Origin of the sequence: Sulfitobacter sp. TCYB15, assembly GCF_040435955.1 — a bacterium.
Taxonomy (GTDB): domain Bacteria; phylum Pseudomonadota; class Alphaproteobacteria; order Rhodobacterales; family Rhodobacteraceae; genus Sulfitobacter; species Sulfitobacter pontiacus.
Map to the genome: position 1 here is coordinate 120,589 of NZ_CP159194.1, position 16,912 is coordinate 137,500.

Consider the following 16,912-nt stretch of genomic DNA (forward strand, 5'->3'; position numbering starts at 1 on the left):
GTTCTATGCGGGCAGCTTTGCGCCCCGCGTTATGTCAGCCAGTGTTTCGCCAGCACGTAGCCGTTCGAGGATTGTAATCTCGTCCGCCTGCATTTTTCGGGCGCGCGCGGCGTGGGTTTCAGCCTGATCTTTGTCCAGCACGGCAACCCCGTTTTCGTCGGCCAGAATAATGTCGCCGGGCCGGACCGAGACGCCGCCACACCCCACGGTCACGTTGAAGTCGCCGCCAAGCCCACGCGGCTTGGTCGTGATGGGGGACCGTCCACGGCACCAGACTGGAAAGTCTTCTTGCTCTATGGCGGAGCGGTCGGTGACAAAGCCGTCGATCACCGCCCCCACCACGCCGCGTGCCTTGGCGGCAGCGGTCGTGACTGCCCCCCAACAGGCATGGCGCAGATCACCACAACGGTCGATAACGATGACCTGTCCGGGTTGTGCAGCGGACAGCGCCTCGGTCAGCATTGCGCCATCATCGCCAAGCATGCGCACGGTCAGCGCGGGGCCAAAAACAGTTCGATGCGGCAACAGCCCCTGCAGCGCGGGGGACATGAAACCGGATTCAAGAAAATGCCCCAGCGTCGCTGTTTCGATGTCCGAAAGGTCGATTTGAAATGTCATGCCCTGTCCTGTCGCCTGATGTGCAAGAAAGGATGGCGACGGGAGAGCGGCAGGGTCAAATAGCCGGAGATTATGGCTCGCATAATCTCCGGCTAGAAAGCAGCGATTAGATCGCGGCGGTCACGAGAAATTCTACCTTGTAGTCCGGTGTCGCCAACTTGGCCTCACCACAAGCGCGCGCCGCCGGGTTGGCTGGGTCAATCCACGCATCATAGACTGCGTTCATATCCTGGAAATCGGCCATGTCAGCAAGCCAGATGGTGACCTGCAGCAGCTTGGATTTATCGCTGCCTGCCTCTGCCAGCAGGCGGTCGATCGCGTCCAGACAATCTTGGGTCTGGATCGCGACATCGGCTCCGGCGGTGCCGACCTGACCGGCAAGGTAAACGGTGTTATTGTGAACAACGGCCTGGCTCATGCGGGGGCCGGGGTGCAAACGAGTGATGGTCATGTTTTGTGCTTTCTGATGAAATGAGTGGCAAGCTTAGCCGAACCTGCCCCAGGCGCACAGTTGCACACCATAGTCACAGTCAATTTTAGGCATTCGCGTTGACTATGTGATAGGGGATGAAAAATAGGAAACTCTACTCAGACCCAAGCAAGAAACGAATCATCCGCATGAACGCTTTGCCGCAATCCGATCTGAACTGGAACCTTCTGCGCATGTTTTACATGATTGCGAAGGAGGAAAGCATCACGAAGGCTGCAAAACGGCTAGGCCTAAGCCAGCCTTCGGTGAGCAATGCGTTGCAAAAGCTCGAAGCGCAACTGGGTTGCCAGCTTGTCTTTCGCGACAGCCGCCACTTCGAACTGACAACGCGTGGCGACAAGATTTTTCAGGAATGCCGCGAAATTTTTCACAGTGCCGAACGGATCAATCTTTTGGTCCGCGACGCCGAAGAAGAGGAACGCGGGCAGGTTCGCTATCAGATTATCAGCAATCTGATGTCACCGATGATGGACGAATTGCTGCGGCTTTATCACCAGCGATACCCTTCCGTGGCCTTCCAAAGTGAGGTCCAGAACAGTCAGGCGATCGTGCGCTCTATTCAGCAGGGGCGTGGCACGATCGGGTTCTGCCTATTGGCCGCCCCCTTGGTCAACCTGCCCTCGATCCGTCTGTTTCGCGAAGAGTTCTGTGTCTTCTGCGGGGCCGAGCATCCGCTGTTCGGGCAGGAAAGCGTCGCGCTCCGCGATCTTCAGCGCGAGCCCTTTATCAGCTTTGCCTGCGCCACCGAAGGCATGGGGCTGGAGCCGATGTCGGTCCTGCGCGAAGGCACACGGCTTGGCAATCGCATCAACGGGCTAAGCACCAACATCGAAGAGGTCCGAAGAATGATCGTGGCCGGCATGGGCATTGGCATCCTACCCCTCATGGCCGCGCAGGACGACATCAGGCGCGGCGACCTGTGGCCCATCAAGATCACGGATGAAACGATTGGTGCAGACGTCTATCTGGTGCACGCCCCGAGAGAAAAGCTATCGCCCTCTGAGCAGAAATTTGTGGATATCGCGCAGGAGCTGCTGGCGATTTACCCCAATATGGTGTGATCGCTTGCCATCGTCGCCGCTGCCAGATCCTGAAGCGCCATGCCCGCGGATTTGAAAACGGTGCGGGCACTGTCATCGCTACGGCCGGCATGGGTACCCTGACACAATTCCGCTAGGTCGGCGCGAATATGCTCTGGCGTGATCTGCCCCGCTTCCAATGGCTGCGACAGATCCCCTGCAAGCGATGCCCCTGCCCGCAGATCGACAAAAACCTCGGCCTGCAGGATCGCCTGATCGTCGCTTTCTCGCATGTCGCCCTTGAATGCGCCGATCAGGTCAAGGTGGCTGCCGGGTTTGAGCCAGCCCCCCTGGATGATGGGCCTGGTCGAGGCTGTGACAGTGCTGATCACATCCGCCGCGCGACACGCTGTTTCAAGGTCGTCTACCGCCCGAGCGGGCAGGCCCTGCTCCGCAAGCGCTGTCGCAATAGCCGCAGCCTTTTCACCGCTGCGCCCCCAGATTGAAACCGAGGTGTAGCCCCGCACCGCGCAATGTGCCGCTGCGACGGCAAGGGAAAGCTGCCCCGTACCGACGATCAGTAAATCACGTGCATCCTTGCGCGCCAGTAGATCCGCCGCCAGTGCCGACGCCGCTGCCGTGCGCCGCGCGGTCAGTGTATCACCATCCAGCGCGGCCTGCATTTGCCCGGTTTCCCCATCGAACAGCAGGTATCCCGCATTGATCGTCGGGCGGCCCTTGGCGGCGTTTTCAGGAAAGAAGGTCACCACCTTGACGCCAATGCTTTCACCGGGAACCCAGGCGGGCATGATCAGCAAAGATGCCTCGCTGCCGTCCGGCTGCTCAATCGTCAGAACCTGCCGGTCCGGAGCCTGCACCGCCTTGCCGCGATACCAGTCGCGCAACTGGCCGATCAGATCGGGCCAATCCAGCGCGGTTTCAAGCGCCTCGTGTCCGATCAATGCGCTCATCGATCCGCCCGTTTAACGACGGCATGCAGCAGAATATTTAGCCCGGCGACGAAATCCTCTGGTGTGCAGTTTTCTTCATTGTTGTGGGTGATGCCGTTTTCACAAGGAGTAAAGATCATCGCCGTCGGGCAATGGGTGGCAAGGAAATAGGCGTCGTGCCCCGCCTGGCTTTCGATATCACGCCAGTTGAAGCCCATGCGGATAGCCTCGTCGCGGATGCCGTCAATCATCTCGTGGTCAAAGATGTCGCCGCCCCATTCCCATTCATCCTCGATCACGGCCTCACACCCACACCGTGCGGCGGATTCGAACAGGGCCCGGCGCATCTTTTCGGCCATGGCGCGGGTGGTGATGGGATCGGGGTGGCGCACGTCACAAACGGCTTCGGCTGTGTCGGACAGGATCCCCGGCTTGTTGGGCCAAGCGGTCAACCGCGCGGCGGTGGCCTTGCCGTCATGCACCGCGAAATCCCAGCCGATGTCATCCACCGCGGTCAGCCAGCGCGCCCCCGCCGCCAGCGCGTTCTTGCGCAGGTCCATCGGCGTTGGTCCGGTGTGCGAGGTCTGCCCCTTGAACGACGCCCGCATCCCCCGCACCGGATAGCCGCCGGTGACAATGCCGACCTGCCGCTTCTCGGCGTCAAGGATCGGCCCTTGTTCAATATGCAGCTCGAAATAGGCGTCGATCTCGCCCGCCTGGCAAACGCGTTCGCCGTTATAGCCGATCCGCTCAAGCTCATCACCGAAGCGCGCACCATCATCGCCGATCAGATCATGCACCCAGTCGATGTCATATTTCCCAACGAAACAGCCCGAGGCGACCATCGGAGGAGAGAACCGCGCGCCTTCCTCGTTGGTCCAGTCGACCACCACGATGGGGCGTTTGGTGACATGGCCCGCATCGTTCAGGCAGCGGATCACCTCGAGCCCGGCCAGCACGCCGGCGATCCCATCGAACCGCCCGCCATTGATCTGGGTATCAAGGTGACTGCCAATCAGGATCGGCGGCAGATCGTTGTCGCTGCCGTCGCGACGGCCAAAGATATTGCCGGCGGCATCCACTTCAACAGTCAAACCGGCCTCTTCACACCAAGACCGGAACAGATCGCGCATGTCACGGTCGGCATCGCCAAGCGTGAGGCGCGACAGCCCGCCGGGGCGGCCTTTACCGATCTCGCCGGAGGCTTCGATGGTGGACCAGAAACGGTCAAGATCGACACGGGTATCGGGGGTAATCGACATGGAAACCTTCTTTCTTTCGAGGGCCGGGATCAAAACAGGATGCCCGGAAGTTCGGTAATCAGTGCGGGGAAGAGGACGAGAAGCAGCAGCACGCCGACCATCACGCCAAGGAACGGGATCAAGTATTTGAACGACGCGCTAAGCGGGATTTCACCCACCCGACAGGCGGCCATCAGGTCGATCCCCAACGGGGGCGTATTGGCACCAATGGCGAGGTTGATGGTCAGCAGGATGCCGAAGTAAACCGGATCGATGCCGTAGTGGCCAAGGATGGGCAGGAACACCGGCGCAAGGATCAGGATGATCGCGATGCTTTCCATGAAAGTGCCAAGGATCAACAGGACCGCCATCATCATCAACAAGGCGACAGTGCCGCTTTGCGTGGCCTGCGTGATACCGTTGACCGCCATCTGCGGCACTTGCTCGGCCGCGAGAATCCAGCCAAAGACCGAGGCCGAAGCGATCACCAGCAAGATCACGCCTGTCATCTCGGTGGTTTCCCGCAACAGTCGCATCAGGGTGGAAAGTGACAGCGCGCGGTAGACGAAAACGCCAATGAAAAGTGCATAGGCGACGCCGATGCCCGCAGCTTCGGTCGGGGTGAAGATGCCAAGACGAATACCCCCCACAATGATGATCGGTGCCAGCATCGCCAGGATCGAGCCCTTGGCGGCACGTCCCAGCTCACCCCAGGAAAAAGGCTCTCCGCCTTGCCATCCGTTGCGGCGCGAAATCCACCACGCCACCAGCATGAGGCCGAGACCCAGCAGGATGCCCGGGATGATCGCGGCCACGAAAAGCTGGCCGATCGAACTGTTGGTGGCGGTGCCGTAGACAATCAGCACGATCGAGGGCGGGATGACGGTACCAAGCGAACCAGCACAGCCCAAGGCAGAGGCTGAAAAGCCGGGGGCGTAGCCCTGATCCTTCATCGCGGGCAGCATCATCGTACCAATGGCCACCACGTCGGCCACGCCGGAGCCGGAAAGCGACCCGAACATCATACAGGCGATGATCATCACCATCGCCAACCCGCCGGTGCGCCGCCCGATAAGGGCCGAACACAGCGCGATGATCCGCGGTGCAAGCCCGCCGTGGACCATCAGCAGACCCGCCAGCAGGAACAGCGGAATCGCCAGCAGTGTAAAGCTGTTGATCCCCGCCACCGCGCGCTGCGCCACAACGATCAGGGGCGCGGCATCGGCGATCAGCAAATAGAACATCGACGACAGACCAAGCGCCACGGCAATGGGCGCATCCAGCAGCACCAAGAGGACGAAGACGACAAGAAGCAAAGCAAGCGCGAGGCTCATGTGCGGCCCCCTTTCAGGATCAGGCCCAGCAGTGCCACGCCGCAGCAAACGGGGAGGGACAGGTAAAACAGCCCCACCGGCAGCGAGAGCGCGGTGGTCTGATGCGCCCATGTGATCTGGGTCAGTTTCCAGCCGGTCCAGATGAACACCGCAAGAAAAACAAAGCTCGCCAGCCATGCCAGAACGGCAAAAACCCGGCGCAGCGGTGCGGGCATGGTCACCAAGTCAAGCAACCCCGCACGGAAATGCGTGCCACGCACAAAGCCCGAAATGGCCCCCACAAAGGTCAGCCAGACCAGCGCCATGCGGGGCAGTTCCTCGGCCCAACGAGGGGTGGAGGAGAACAGGTAGCGCGAGATCACGACATAGACGACCATCGCCGCAAACCCCGCCACCAGCGCCGCACCAACCCAGCGGGCCGCGCGGTCGATAAGAATGGCCGCCCGCAGCGACCCGTTCCCGAAAGTCATGGTTTCAAAAATCCTTCTGGGCCGCGGCAAAGCATGCATTCGTCACAATAGGCCGCGACAACGACCCATTCGTCCGAAATCACCTCGACCGTGTGGTCAAGCCCCGGTGGCAGGCGCATGGCTGTGCCTTCGGTCATGTGGTATTCCTCGCCCCCTGCCCGCAGGATCGCCTCGCCCTTCAGCGTCAGCGTCACCTCGTCGCGGGGATGGCTGTGCGCGGTAGACTTCGCGCCTTTCTTACCGGTGGTCACCGAAAGCTTGATAAAGCCCTCGCCGCGTTGAGCCGGGGAAAACAGCACCTTTTGTGTGAAGTCGTAAAGTTGCACCGGCTCGACCGATGCAACTTGTGTCATTTCAGGCCGCAAAGTCATTTGCGGTACTGGTCCAGGATGGTCAGAAGCTCTTCGCCATAAACGTCCTTCTGGCTTTCCCAGATCGGTTCGACCGCTTCGATAAAGGCGGCTTTGTCGACCTCGTTGAACTGCATGCCTTCTGCTTCCAGCTGGGCGATCAGCTTGTCGTTGGCGGCGGCAACCATGTCGCGCTGTTTCAGGCCCCAGGATGTGGCGGCTTCCGTGACGATGGCCTGATCCTCGGGAGAGATCTTGTCCCAGACGGATTTCGACATGGTCAGCGTGGCAGCGCCCCAGATGTGTTCAGACAGCGAGACGTATTTCTGCACTTCGAAGAAGGACGCGGAATAGATGATCGCCAGTGGGTTTTCCTGCGCATCAAACAGCCCCTGTTGCAGCGCGGAGTACAATTCACCGAACGACAGGGGGGCCGGTTCTGCCCCCAGACCTTCGAATGTTGCCAAGCGCACTTTGTCGGGCGTGACACGGATTTTCAGACCGGCGAGGTCTTCGGGCTTTTCAACGGGGCGGACGTTGTTGGTGATGTTGCGGAAACCGTTTTCCCACCAGCCCAGAACCTTGATCCCCTTGCCATCAAGCATATCGGCCAGCGCGACGCCCAGATCGCCGTCCAGCGCGGCAAAGGCCTGATCGCGCGCGCCCCAGGCATAGGGCATCTCGATGATGCCCATGCGCGGCTCGATCCCCTGGAACGACCCGGAACCGATCAGTCCGGCCTGCACCGACCCGAATTGCAGCCCCTCGATCACTTCCTTTTCGCTGCCAAGCTGGCCGGAGGGGAAGACCTTGATCGAAACGCGACCTTCTGTGCGGTTGTTGACCTCTTCGGCGAAACCAGTGGCGGCAACGTGCCAGCTGTGGCTTTCCGGCAGAACGTGGCCCAGACGGATCGACACGTCATCAGCCAGGGCGGCAAGCGGCGCAAAGGCCATAAGGCTGGCCGCCAGCAGGCCGCCTTTGATCAATGTGGTGGGGGATTTCATTTTGGACTCTCCTGTTGTGCATTATTTGGAACAGAAGAAATACGGATCGCCGTTTCTACGCAAATAGGCTGGGCCTATAATTGAAAAAGCTTTCTTGAATGCTCAACGGTCTGACCACAGGGCTGCACTTTCGCGATGCGTGAAGGCTTGCACACCTCATGCGCACCCGCTCATGGGTCGCCCTGCTGAGTGACACGTTAGTGGAAATCCCTGCTTGGAAACAAGCGCTTGGCCTGATCGCGGGGGTGCATGGCACGGGGTTGGGTGCGGGATCTTGGTGCGTCGTCGGCTTGGGGTTGCGTGATGCCTACCGCATCATCCATCGGATGGCCGAGACGGCTGAGATAGTGCGAGACGTCTTCGATGCTATGCGCAATCACATGCACCACGATACCTTCGCGTTGTACATGGCCGGTGATGCGCAGTAAGCGCCCCGTCATCACCGCGCGGCGGAATTGTGCATAGACCTTTTTCCAGACCACCACATTTGACACACCTGTTTCATCCTCAAGCGTCAGGAAAACGACACCCGACGCCGTACCGGGCCGTTGCCGCGTGATCACCAGACCGCAGACAGAAATGGGTCTTTGTGCCATAGGCCCCAAAGGCACCTCGGGCAGCGCGTCATGAGCTGTCAGCCCCGTCATTGCCGGGCGCAACAGTTCCATCGGGTGGGCTTTCAGCGACAGGCGCATGGCCACGTAATCCTCGACCACTTCCTGCCCTAAATGCATGGCGGGCAAGGTGACGGGCTGTTCGGCAATGCCCTCGCCCTCGATCTTATCATTGAACAACGGCAAGGGCGCGTTGCCTTTGATCGCTTTTACCGCCCACAACGCGTCGCGTCGTCCCAAGCCAAGCCCTGCATAGGCGTCGGCTTCGGCCAAACGTTCCAGAACCGCGGGCGAAAGCCCTGCCCTTAACCACAAAGCTTCGGGATCGGGGTAGCCATTGCCACGCGCGGCAACGATCCACCCTGCATCCTCTTCACGAAAGCCTTTGATCTGGCGAAACCCCAATCGCAAAGCCAGTGACCCGTCGCTGCGCTTTTCAAGCGTGTTGTCCCATTCGCTTGTGTTGACGCAGACGGGGCGCACTTCGATGTGATGCTCGCGGGCATCGCGCACGATCTGGGCGGGCGCATAAAACCCCATAGGCTGCGCATTCAGCAACCCGCAGGCAAAGGCTGCCGGATGGTGGCATTTCAGCCAGGCCGATACATAGGCAAGCATTGCAAAAGCAGCGGCATGGCTTTCAGGGAAACCGTATTCGCCAAAACCCTCGATCTGGGAAAAGCAATTCTCGGCGAAAGCGTTTTCATAGCCCCGGGCCAACATGCCATTGATGAATTTATCGCGAAGCTGGCCTATCGTCCCCATCCGCCTGAAGGTCGCCATAGACCGGCGCAGCTGGTCTGCCTCGCTTGGCAGGAACCCGGCTGCGACCACAGCGATCTGCATGGCTTGTTCCTGGAACAATGGCACGCCAAGCGTTTTGCCCAGCACGTCTTCCAGCTCTTTCGAGGGGAAAACCACGGCTTCGTTCCCCTGCCTGCGATTGATATAGGGGTGTACCATGCCGCCCTGAATGGGGCCGGGGCGCACAATCGCCACCTCGATCACCAAATCATATAATTCACGAGGCTTCATCCGCGGCAGAAAGTTCATCTGCGCGCGGCTTTCCACCTGAAACACACCAATGGCGTCCGCAACGCACAGCATGTCATAGGTTTGCGCATCATCTTGGGGTATGCTGGCGATGCTGTATTTTTTGCCCCCATGTTGCGCAATCAGATCAAAGCTTTTGCGGATACAGGTGAGCATCCCAAGCGACAGGATATCGACCTTCAGGATATTCAGAGCGTCGATATCATCCTTGTCCCATTCGATGATCGTGCGGTCATCCATCGCGGCGTTTTCGATAGGGCAAAGCTCATCCAATCGCCCCTTGGTGATGACAAACCCGCCGACATGCTGGCTCAGATGTCGCGGAAACCCGATGATTTCACCAATCAGCTTGATGGTCAGCGCCAGACGCGGGTCCGATAGATCAAGCCCCAGTTGTTTAACGCGCTCGGGGTCCGGCCCGCCATTGCTGGTGCCCCAGATTTGCCCGGAGAGATTGGCCGTGACATCCTTGGACAAGCCCATAACCTTGCCCACCTCGGAGATCGCCGCGCGCGAGCGGAAATGGATCACCGTGGCGCAAAGCCCGGCGCGGTGCCGGCCGTATTTGGCGTAGATATGCTGGATGACTTCTTCGCGGCGTTCATGTTCGAAATCGACGTCGATATCCGGCGGCTCTCCGCGATGTTCTGATACAAAGCGTTCCACCACCATGGTAATCGTCTCGGGGCTGACGTCGGTGATGCCCAACAGATAGCACAAGATCGAATTGGCCGCGGACCCCCGCCCTTGACACAAGATCCCCTTGGAGCGCGCGAATTGAACGATGTCATGCACCGTGAGGAAATAGGCCGGAAAATCGAGCGTCTTGACCAACGCCAGTTCTTTTTCCATTTGCGCAATGGCCCGCGCGGGTGCCCCCTTGGGATAGCGGACCTTCAGCCCCTCGGACGCCAACCGCGCCAAACGGTCCTGGGGCGTTTCATTGTCTGCGATCTCGTCCGGGTAATCATAGCTGAGTTCGGACAGGCAAAAGCTGGACCTGGCCGCGATCTGTGTCGTGCGGCGCAAGGCCGCCGGGTGACGGGCGAACAGGCGTTTCATGTCAGCTTCGGGCTTGAGCCGTTTTTCAGCGTTGGGTAAGGCACGCGTGCCGATTTGATCGATCGTAATATTGTGGCGCAGGCAGGTCAGAACATCAGCCAACTGCCGTCGCGCACCGTGGTGCATCAACACATCCCCCACGGCCACCATCGGCGCTGCGGTGCGATGCGCGAGGGTGGCGCAGGCATCAAAATAGCGTTGATCACTGCCATCATAGCGCGGCGCGACCCCGATAAAGACATCCGCAGGAAAGTGTTTTTTCAGCGTCGCAATATCGGGCTGGCTGGCTTTTAGGGACGCTTGCGGCACAGCAATCAAGCTCATGCCCGCACAGCCTTGAACCAGATCGGGCAGGTCCAGATAGCAGGCCCCTTTGGGGGCACGTCGTTTGCCAAGGGTCAATAACCGCGTCAACCGCGCATAGGCTTCACGGTCGTGGGGCAATGCGACCCAATGGGTATCGCTATCGCGCAAGATCAGCCGCGCCCCGATGACAAGCCTTGGCAAGGGCGCATCAGCCCCCAACTCGCGGCGAAGCTCTTTAAGAGCGGAATAGGCCCGAACGACCCCGGCCAGCGAATTATGATCTGTGATGGCCAAGGCGTTCAGCCCCAACTCGGCCGCCCGAGAGACCAATTCCTCTGGGTGGGATGCCCCCCGCAGGAACGTAAAGTTAGACGTGCAACACAGTTCCGCATAGCCGGGATCCAGAGACGGGTTTCGCGCCGTCATGGAAATTCACCCTGCACAAACCAGTTCGGGTTTTGCGGCGTATAAAACAACCACAATCGCCGGCCCTGCGTTGTGTCCACTTTCCAATAATCCCGCACACCTGACCGCCAGTTGTCATCTGGCAACCACCATTCAGGGGCGATACGTTCAGGCCCTGTCGCCCGCCCCGTGGTCAGCGACATCCGGCGCCAGCGAAACTGTGCGGGCGGCCGTGCCCCGCTGGCTGCGATGGGTTCCGGCGGAAAAAGGCACAAAGGGCGCGGCCGCAGAGTGGACCATGATCCCGTGGCGATACTGTAGGCCGCTGGTACGATTTGAAAGCTCCGCTCGGGGATATGACTGTCTGCCGGTAGAAAACGTTGAATGTTTTCAAGCCCGATCCGGTTCCCAAGACGGGTGATCAGATCCTCCAGCCCGTCAGGGCGCGCAGCCGTGGCCGCGGTGATTTGTGCGTCGGCAAGGTTTTCGACCTGCGTCGCTTCAAGCCGTAACTGGTCGATGCCAAAACCCGCATCCACAGTCCGGATCCCCCGGTCAAATAAGGGCAAAATACGCATTGCATCACGCATTGGTGCCGCGAGACGCAGTTCGATTTGCTGCGCGCCCTGATCCACCCGCCGCATCGTTAACTGCAATCGCCGTGCCCCCATGGCCTGGCGTTTCAACTTGTCGCAAAGCTGATCCAGCAACCTTTTCGTGCCCGCCATCACATCAGCGCTCAGCCCGATCGGCTCGGGCAATGTCATGCGCACAGCATAGTGTGGTGCCTCGCCAATCGGTGTGATCGTCTCGTCCTGGGTGCCCATTGCCTGATCCAGGCGCAACATGACATTCGGCCCGAAACGACGCGCGATTGTCATGCGGGGCAAAGCCAATAGGTCCGATATTTTCCGCAGGCCAAGCCGCTGCAACGCCGTGTCAGTTTTCTCGTCAAGACGCAGCGCAGCAACGGGCAATGCAGTGATATCCGCATCGGGCTTGCGGGCATAATGCGTGCGCGCCCAAGCTGCCCCGCGGGTATCGGCCGCCGCGATACGCCCGGTCAGCCCCGCACGCGCAAGACGGTGACGCATATCATCCAGCATTTCCGCCTCACCGCCAAACAGATGCACTGACCCGGTGATGTTCAGGACCAAACCATCCCTCCCATCCACCCCCACCCAAGGGCAGTATCGTTTGCTCCACCGGGCAAGTGATTGCAAAAACCGCGCGTCCTCTTGGGGATTGGCTGCTGCACTGGAAAGCTCGGGGCAATAGGCACGGGCATCTGACAACCCCATGCCACGATGCAACCCCTGCGCCTCTGCCGCTTGGTTCAAACAGTAGATGCGGTCGGTATTTTTCGCGTGTTGCACCAGCGCGAAAGGGCGATCGCTATTGGCGGCCTCACGCGTCCGCGCGCGCAGCACCCTATCGCTGGGCAGTCGGGGAAACCACACTGATGCGACGCGTTTGCGCATTCCACTTCACAGTCCAAGCCGCCAATGTTCCTGATTTGTTCTTTATAAGTTTCCAATTTTGCAGAGTCGAGTCCTCGGCTGTGTTGCCCTCATCAAAAACAGGGGTGCAGTGCCATCTGGTCTGCGCGGCATTGTTCCCCATTCCTTCAGGCAAAATGCAAAGCCCTGTGGCGTTGCCTTCTTGCGCAGCCAGTTGCAAACGCCGCCCTTCCGTCAACCCAATGGGCTGTGTGAGTTCTGCGATCACCACTGCCACATGCCCCGACCGCAACGCCTCCTCGGTCGAGGCGAGCACATCGATATGACGCGGCGCCTGCGCGATCAGCAGTTGCGACGGATCAAGATAAGCCGCGCCCCCCACCGGATTGATCTGCGTGCCATGCCATGCCTCACGCACCCAAAGCGCGGCCCCGCCATTCGCGCCACAGACCTGACCCGCCAGTGCATATGCAAAAGCATAGGCAGACGCCCCGCAAACCTCATGGGTGCGGGTAGTCTTGAGCGGAAAGTGAGATTCGAAGTGGGCCATTGCTCAGATCATACAAGACGGAACAAAAGATGCACATTGAAGACATCTTGACCCGCCACTGAACTTTCATCCAGCCGGGACCAGCGGCATCACGTTGGCTCAAAGCGCCACAAAGCCCGCAGGTGATGCGGGGTTTTTTATATCGTATTTTTGTATTTGGTTGCGGGAGTAGGATTTGAACCTACGACCTTCAGGTTATGAGCCTGACGAGCTACCGGGCTGCTCCATCCCGCGGCTGTGGCCAATGTTATTGTATTGGCTTATTTATTGTCATCGTTGAGAGATACGTAGAGGTTTTGCTAGGTTTGGCGGTGACCTACTCTCCCACGTCTTAAGACGCAGTACCATTGGCGCAGTAGCACTTAACTGCCGAGTTCGGGATGGGATCGGGTGTTTTGCTTACGCTATGACCACCAAACCGAGTAAAACCTCTATGTTGCTGCTTTTGCCATTGGCAAAAGAGCAACAAGCGGGAGAGAGCGTATCCGAAGGATGCGCGTTCCCGCCCCCTCACCATTCTGGGTGAGGATGTCCAAGTCAGTACGACTGATTGTATGTGTATGCTTTTGTCCTAGTAAGAAGTCTTTCTTCTACTGGATCAAATCAAGCCTATCGAGCAATTAGTACCAGTCAACTGAACGTATTACTACGCTTACATCTCTGGCCTATCGACGAGATGGTCTATCTCGGCTCTCAGGGATACCTTGTTTTGAGGGGGGCTTCCCGCTTAGATGCCTTCAGCGGTTATCCTGTCCGATCATAGCTACCCAGCACTGCTATTGGCATAACAACTGGTCCACCAGTGGATCGTTCACCCCGGTCCTCTCGTACTAGGGGCAACTCCTCTCAAGTATCCTACACCCACGGAAGATAGGGACCGAACTGTCTCACGACGTTCTAAACCCAGCTCACGTACCTCTTTAAACGGCGAACAGCCGTACCCTTGGGACCTGCTCCAGCCCCAGGATGAGATGAGCCGACATCGAGGTGCCAAACACTGCCGTCGATATGGACTCTTGGGCAGTATCAGCCTGTTATCCCCGGCGTACCTTTTATCCGTTGAGCGATGGCCCTCCCACTTGGGACCACCGGATCACTATGGCCGTCTTTCGACTCTGCTCGACTTGTCAGTCTCGCAGTCAGGCTGGCTTCTGCCATTGCACTCAACGAGCGATTTCCGACCGCTCTGAGCCAACCTTCGCGCGCCTCCGTTACGATTTAGGAGGCGACCGCCCCAGTCAAACTACCCACCACACAGGGTCCCGGATCCGGATAACGGACCGCGGTTAGACATCAAGCAGAACAAGGGTGGTATCTCAAGGGAGGCTCCACGCAGACTGGCGTCCACGTTTCAAAGCCCACCACCTATCCTGCACATGTTCGGCCTAATGCCAGTGTGAAGTTGTAGTAAAGGTGCACGGGGTCTTTCCGTCTAACCGCGGGTAACCGGCATCTTGACCGGTAATTCAATTTCGCTGAGTCTATGTTGGAGACAGCGGGGAAGTCGTTACGCCATTCGTGCAGGTCGGAACTTACCCGACAAGGAATTTCGCTACCTTAGGACCGTTATAGTTACGGCCGCCGTTTACCTGGGCTTCAATTCAGAGCTCTCACTCCTCCTTTTAACCTTCAGGCACCGGGCAGGCGTCAGACCCTATACGTCGTCTTACGACTTCGCAGAGCCCTGTGTTTTTAATAAACAGTCGCCACCCCCTGGTTTGTGCCCCCAGCCCCTAGTTGCCTAGGAACCGGGCCTCCTTCTCGCGAACTTACGGAGGTATTTTGCCGAGTTCCTTCAACATAGTTCTCTCAAGCGCCTTGGTATTCTCTACCTATCCACCTGTGTCGGTTTAGGGTACGATCTAGCGATGGAGCTATTTCCAGGGACCTCTAAGCAGCCCATTCAATCCGATAAGGATGAACTACCCTCGAGATCCGTCACTTCCATCTGGCCCAGGAATATTAACCTGGTTCCCATCGACTACGCCTTTCGGCCTCGCCTTAGGGGTCGGCTTACCCTGCTCAGATTAGCTTTAAGCAGGAACCCTTGGATTTTCGGCGAGAGTGTCTCTCACACTCTTTGTCGCTACTCATGTCATCATTCTCACTAGTGATCTCTCCACCGGATCGCTCACGCGCCGGCTTCACAGAAAGCTCCGCGTCTCCAATACCCCGAAGGGCTAAGGAGACATGGAACTATGTCACACTACGCTCTGCTACCATGCAATTAATGCATCCTAAGCTTCGGCTCATGGCTTGAGCCCCGTTACATCTTCGCCGCAAGACAACTTATTTAGACCAGTGAGCTGTTACGCTATCTTTAAAGGATGGCTGCTTCTAAGCCAACCTCCTGGTTGTTTTGGTCGTCTCACCTGCTTTCCCACTTAGCCATGAATTAGGGGCCTTAGCTGTAGGTCAGGGTTGTTTCCCTCTTCACAACGGACGTTAGCATCCGCTGTGTGTCTGCCATCTAGTACTCCTCGGTATTCGGAGTTTGGTTAGGATCAGTAAGCCTGTGGGGCCCCATTACCCATCCAGTGCTCTACCCCCGAGGGTATTCGGATGACGCTCTACCTAAATAGATTTCGCAGAGAACCAGCTATCTCCGAGTTTGATTGGCCTTTCACCCCTAGGCACAGCTCATCCCGATCCTTTTCAACGGATGTGGGTTCGGTCCTCCAATAAGTGTTACCTTATCTTCAACCTGGCCATGCCTAGATCACTCGGTTTCGGGTCTGATCCCACAAACTCAACGCCCTATTAAGACTCGCTTTCGCTACGCCTACACCTAACGGCTTAAGCTTGCTTGTGAGACCAAGTCGATGACCCATTATACAAAAGGTACGCTGTCAGGCCGTAAAGACCCTCCAACTGATTGTAGGCGTTCGGTTTCAGGTACTGTTTCACTCCCCTCGTCGGGGTGCTTTTCACCTTTCCCTCACGGTACTGGTTCACTATCGGTCAGTAAGGAGTACTTAGCCTTCGAAGGTGGTCCTCCGATCTTCAGACAGAATTTCACGTGTTCCGCCCTACTTAATACGTCCAATCATGCTTCTTATACGGGACTATCACCCACTTTGGTTGCGCATTCCAACGCATTCTAACCACATTCATGGCTCGGCTGGTCCCCGTTCGCTCGCCGCTACTAGGGGAGTATCAATTGATTTCCTTTCCTCCGGGTACTTAGATGTTTCAGTTCCCCGGGTTTGCTTTTATAAACCTATGTATTCAGTCTATAAATACCTGTTTCTGCTTACTGATGAACCCACCGTCTGCACCTTGCGAACTTACGTCCTCAAGTAGCAAAGCGGTAGGACAACAATAAACAATCAGGTGGGTTGCCCCATTCAGAAATCCATGGATCAAAGCTTATTCTCAGCTCCCCATGGCTTATCGCAGAGTATCACGTCTTTCATCGCCTCTTACTGCCAAGGCATTCACCAAACGCCCTTTTCGCGCTTGATTTGATCCAGAAAAAGAAAGACTACCTAATATGCCCTACCGCTTCGCTACTTGAGGGCTATTTACACCAACAAACTAACGACGCTGCATAAGGCAGGCAGTCCAACGCGGGAGACAGAAGCTGGTAAGAAACTGTCTTCCCTTATTCCAGATCAAAAGCATACTTTTACCCGCCCACTCTCTAAGAGTGGACAGCGAGTAGTGCATATAGCCTACCTTCCGTGCAGGAAGCAGGCGTCACTACTCTGGTTAGTGTACTTGACTTGGACAACACGTCGCTTTCAGTCGCGATACGTTCAAAAGACCGAGGAAACAGTCAAGTAAACGCCGGCTCCAAAAGGAGCAGCAACCGAGATCATCACCTAACGCGGTGCGATCAGATCGTGTTGTTTGTTACTTCAAGATTACTCTTAAAGTAACTGTATCTCTCTTTACGATGTCAATGTGCTGAACTTCCGAAGAAGCATCAGCGCGTCTGTAGAACAGACGTTCAAACATTCAAAAAATGCTTGAAGATGTGT

The 16,912-nt window shown here is 57.8% G+C and carries 12 protein-coding genes, 1 tRNA gene and 2 rRNA genes; 1 reads left to right on the forward strand and 14 read right to left on the reverse strand.

Annotated features, from left to right (window positions below; all coding sequences use genetic code 11):
• Positions 1-3: 3 nt before the first annotated feature.
• Positions 4-618 carry an RraA family protein gene (locus ABM428_RS15020; RefSeq protein WP_353628544.1) on the reverse strand — a complete coding sequence of 205 codons (615 nt, stop codon included), beginning with the start codon at positions 616-618 and terminating at the stop codon, positions 4-6.
• A gap of 106 nt (positions 619-724) precedes the next feature.
• A complete protein-coding gene (locus tag ABM428_RS15025; RefSeq protein ID WP_353628545.1) occupies positions 725-1,069 on the reverse strand; it encodes a RidA family protein in 345 nt (114 codons plus the stop codon).
• A gap of 167 nt (positions 1,070-1,236) precedes the next feature.
• On the opposite strand from ABM428_RS15025, the gene ABM428_RS15030 reads away from it, so the two are divergent.
• A complete protein-coding gene (locus tag ABM428_RS15030; RefSeq protein WP_037953368.1) occupies positions 1,237-2,169 on the forward strand; it encodes a LysR family transcriptional regulator in 933 nt (310 codons plus the stop codon).
• On the opposite strand, the gene ABM428_RS15035 is transcribed toward ABM428_RS15030, so the two are convergent.
• The 12 genes from ABM428_RS15035 to ABM428_RS15090 all read right to left on the reverse strand — a co-directional run bounded on the left by ABM428_RS15035 (position 2,151) and on the right by ABM428_RS15090 (position 16,394).
• A complete protein-coding gene (locus ABM428_RS15035) occupies positions 2,151-3,098 on the reverse strand; it encodes an ornithine cyclodeaminase family protein (protein ID WP_353628546.1) in 948 nt (315 codons plus the stop codon). The genes ABM428_RS15030 and ABM428_RS15035 overlap by 19 nt on opposite strands.
• Complete coding sequence (locus tag ABM428_RS15040; RefSeq protein WP_353628547.1) at positions 3,095-4,339, reverse strand: Zn-dependent hydrolase; 1,245 nt, start codon at positions 4,337-4,339, stop codon at positions 3,095-3,097. The genes ABM428_RS15035 and ABM428_RS15040 overlap by 4 nt, the downstream gene beginning before the upstream one ends.
• Positions 4,340-4,368: 29 nt before the next feature.
• A complete protein-coding gene (locus tag ABM428_RS15045; protein ID WP_005848257.1) occupies positions 4,369-5,652 on the reverse strand; it encodes a TRAP transporter large permease in 1,284 nt (427 codons plus the stop codon).
• On the reverse strand, positions 5,649-6,122 hold the full coding sequence (locus tag ABM428_RS15050) for a TRAP transporter small permease (protein ID WP_009824081.1): 474 nt from the start codon (positions 6,120-6,122) through the stop codon (positions 5,649-5,651). The genes ABM428_RS15045 and ABM428_RS15050 overlap by 4 nt, the downstream gene beginning before the upstream one ends.
• Positions 6,119-6,475, reverse strand: coding sequence for a cupin domain-containing protein (locus tag ABM428_RS15055; protein WP_005848253.1), 357 nt, complete (start codon positions 6,473-6,475; stop codon positions 6,119-6,121). The genes ABM428_RS15050 and ABM428_RS15055 overlap by 4 nt, the downstream gene beginning before the upstream one ends.
• A gap of 14 nt (positions 6,476-6,489) precedes the next feature.
• A complete protein-coding gene (locus ABM428_RS15060) occupies positions 6,490-7,479 on the reverse strand; it encodes a DctP family TRAP transporter solute-binding subunit (RefSeq protein ID WP_009824080.1) in 990 nt (329 codons plus the stop codon).
• 197 nt (positions 7,480-7,676) lie between these two features.
• Complete coding sequence (locus tag ABM428_RS15065) at positions 7,677-10,940, reverse strand: error-prone DNA polymerase (RefSeq protein ID WP_353628548.1); 3,264 nt, start codon at positions 10,938-10,940, stop codon at positions 7,677-7,679.
• Entirely contained in the window at positions 10,937-12,400 is a 1,464-nt protein-coding gene (locus tag ABM428_RS15070; RefSeq protein WP_373276854.1) for a DNA polymerase Y family protein, read from the reverse strand. The genes ABM428_RS15065 and ABM428_RS15070 overlap by 4 nt, the downstream gene beginning before the upstream one ends.
• Positions 12,351-12,929, reverse strand: a complete 579-nt coding sequence (locus ABM428_RS15075; protein ID WP_353628550.1) for a hypothetical protein — start codon at positions 12,927-12,929, stop codon at positions 12,351-12,353. Before ABM428_RS15075 ends, ABM428_RS15070 begins: the two co-directional genes overlap by 50 nt.
• Positions 12,930-13,086: 157 nt before the next feature.
• Positions 13,087-13,163: transfer RNA gene (locus tag ABM428_RS15080), tRNA-Met, on the reverse strand.
• A 69-nt stretch (positions 13,164-13,232) separates the two neighbouring features.
• A 5S ribosomal RNA gene (gene rrf, locus ABM428_RS15085) occupies positions 13,233-13,347 on the reverse strand.
• Between the two features lie 181 nt (positions 13,348-13,528).
• Positions 13,529-16,394 (reverse strand): 23S ribosomal RNA (locus ABM428_RS15090).
• Positions 16,395-16,912 lie beyond the last annotated feature (518 nt).

Bases quoted from the DNA above. Each gene is read 5' to 3' on its own strand.
- ABM428_RS15035 (WP_353628546.1), bottom strand. From the start codon at position 3,098: ATGAGCGCATTGATCGGACACGAGGCGCTTGAAACCGCGCTGGATTGG.
- ABM428_RS15070 (WP_373276854.1), bottom strand. From the start codon at position 12,400: ATGCGCAAACGCGTCGCATCAGTGTGGTTTCCCCGACTGCCCAGCGAT.
- ABM428_RS15060 (WP_009824080.1), bottom strand. From the start codon at position 7,479: ATGAAATCCCCCACCACATTGATCAAAGGCGGCCTGCTGGCGGCCAGC.
- ABM428_RS15030 (WP_037953368.1), top strand. From the start codon at position 1,237: ATGAACGCTTTGCCGCAATCCGATCTGAACTGGAACCTTCTGCGCATG.
- ABM428_RS15040 (WP_353628547.1), bottom strand. From the start codon at position 4,339: ATGTCGATTACCCCCGATACCCGTGTCGATCTTGACCGTTTCTGGTCC.
- ABM428_RS15055 (WP_005848253.1), bottom strand. From the start codon at position 6,475: ATGACACAAGTTGCATCGGTCGAGCCGGTGCAACTTTACGACTTCACA.
- ABM428_RS15045 (WP_005848257.1), bottom strand. From the start codon at position 5,652: ATGAGCCTCGCGCTTGCTTTGCTTCTTGTCGTCTTCGTCCTCTTGGTG.
- ABM428_RS15075 (WP_353628550.1), bottom strand. From the start codon at position 12,929: ATGGCCCACTTCGAATCTCACTTTCCGCTCAAGACTACCCGCACCCAT.
- ABM428_RS15025 (WP_353628545.1), bottom strand. From the start codon at position 1,069: ATGACCATCACTCGTTTGCACCCCGGCCCCCGCATGAGCCAGGCCGTT.
- ABM428_RS15020 (WP_353628544.1), bottom strand. From the start codon at position 618: ATGACATTTCAAATCGACCTTTCGGACATCGAAACAGCGACGCTGGGG.
- ABM428_RS15050 (WP_009824081.1), bottom strand. From the start codon at position 6,122: ATGACTTTCGGGAACGGGTCGCTGCGGGCGGCCATTCTTATCGACCGC.
- ABM428_RS15065 (WP_353628548.1), bottom strand. From the start codon at position 10,940: ATGACGGCGCGAAACCCGTCTCTGGATCCCGGCTATGCGGAACTGTGT.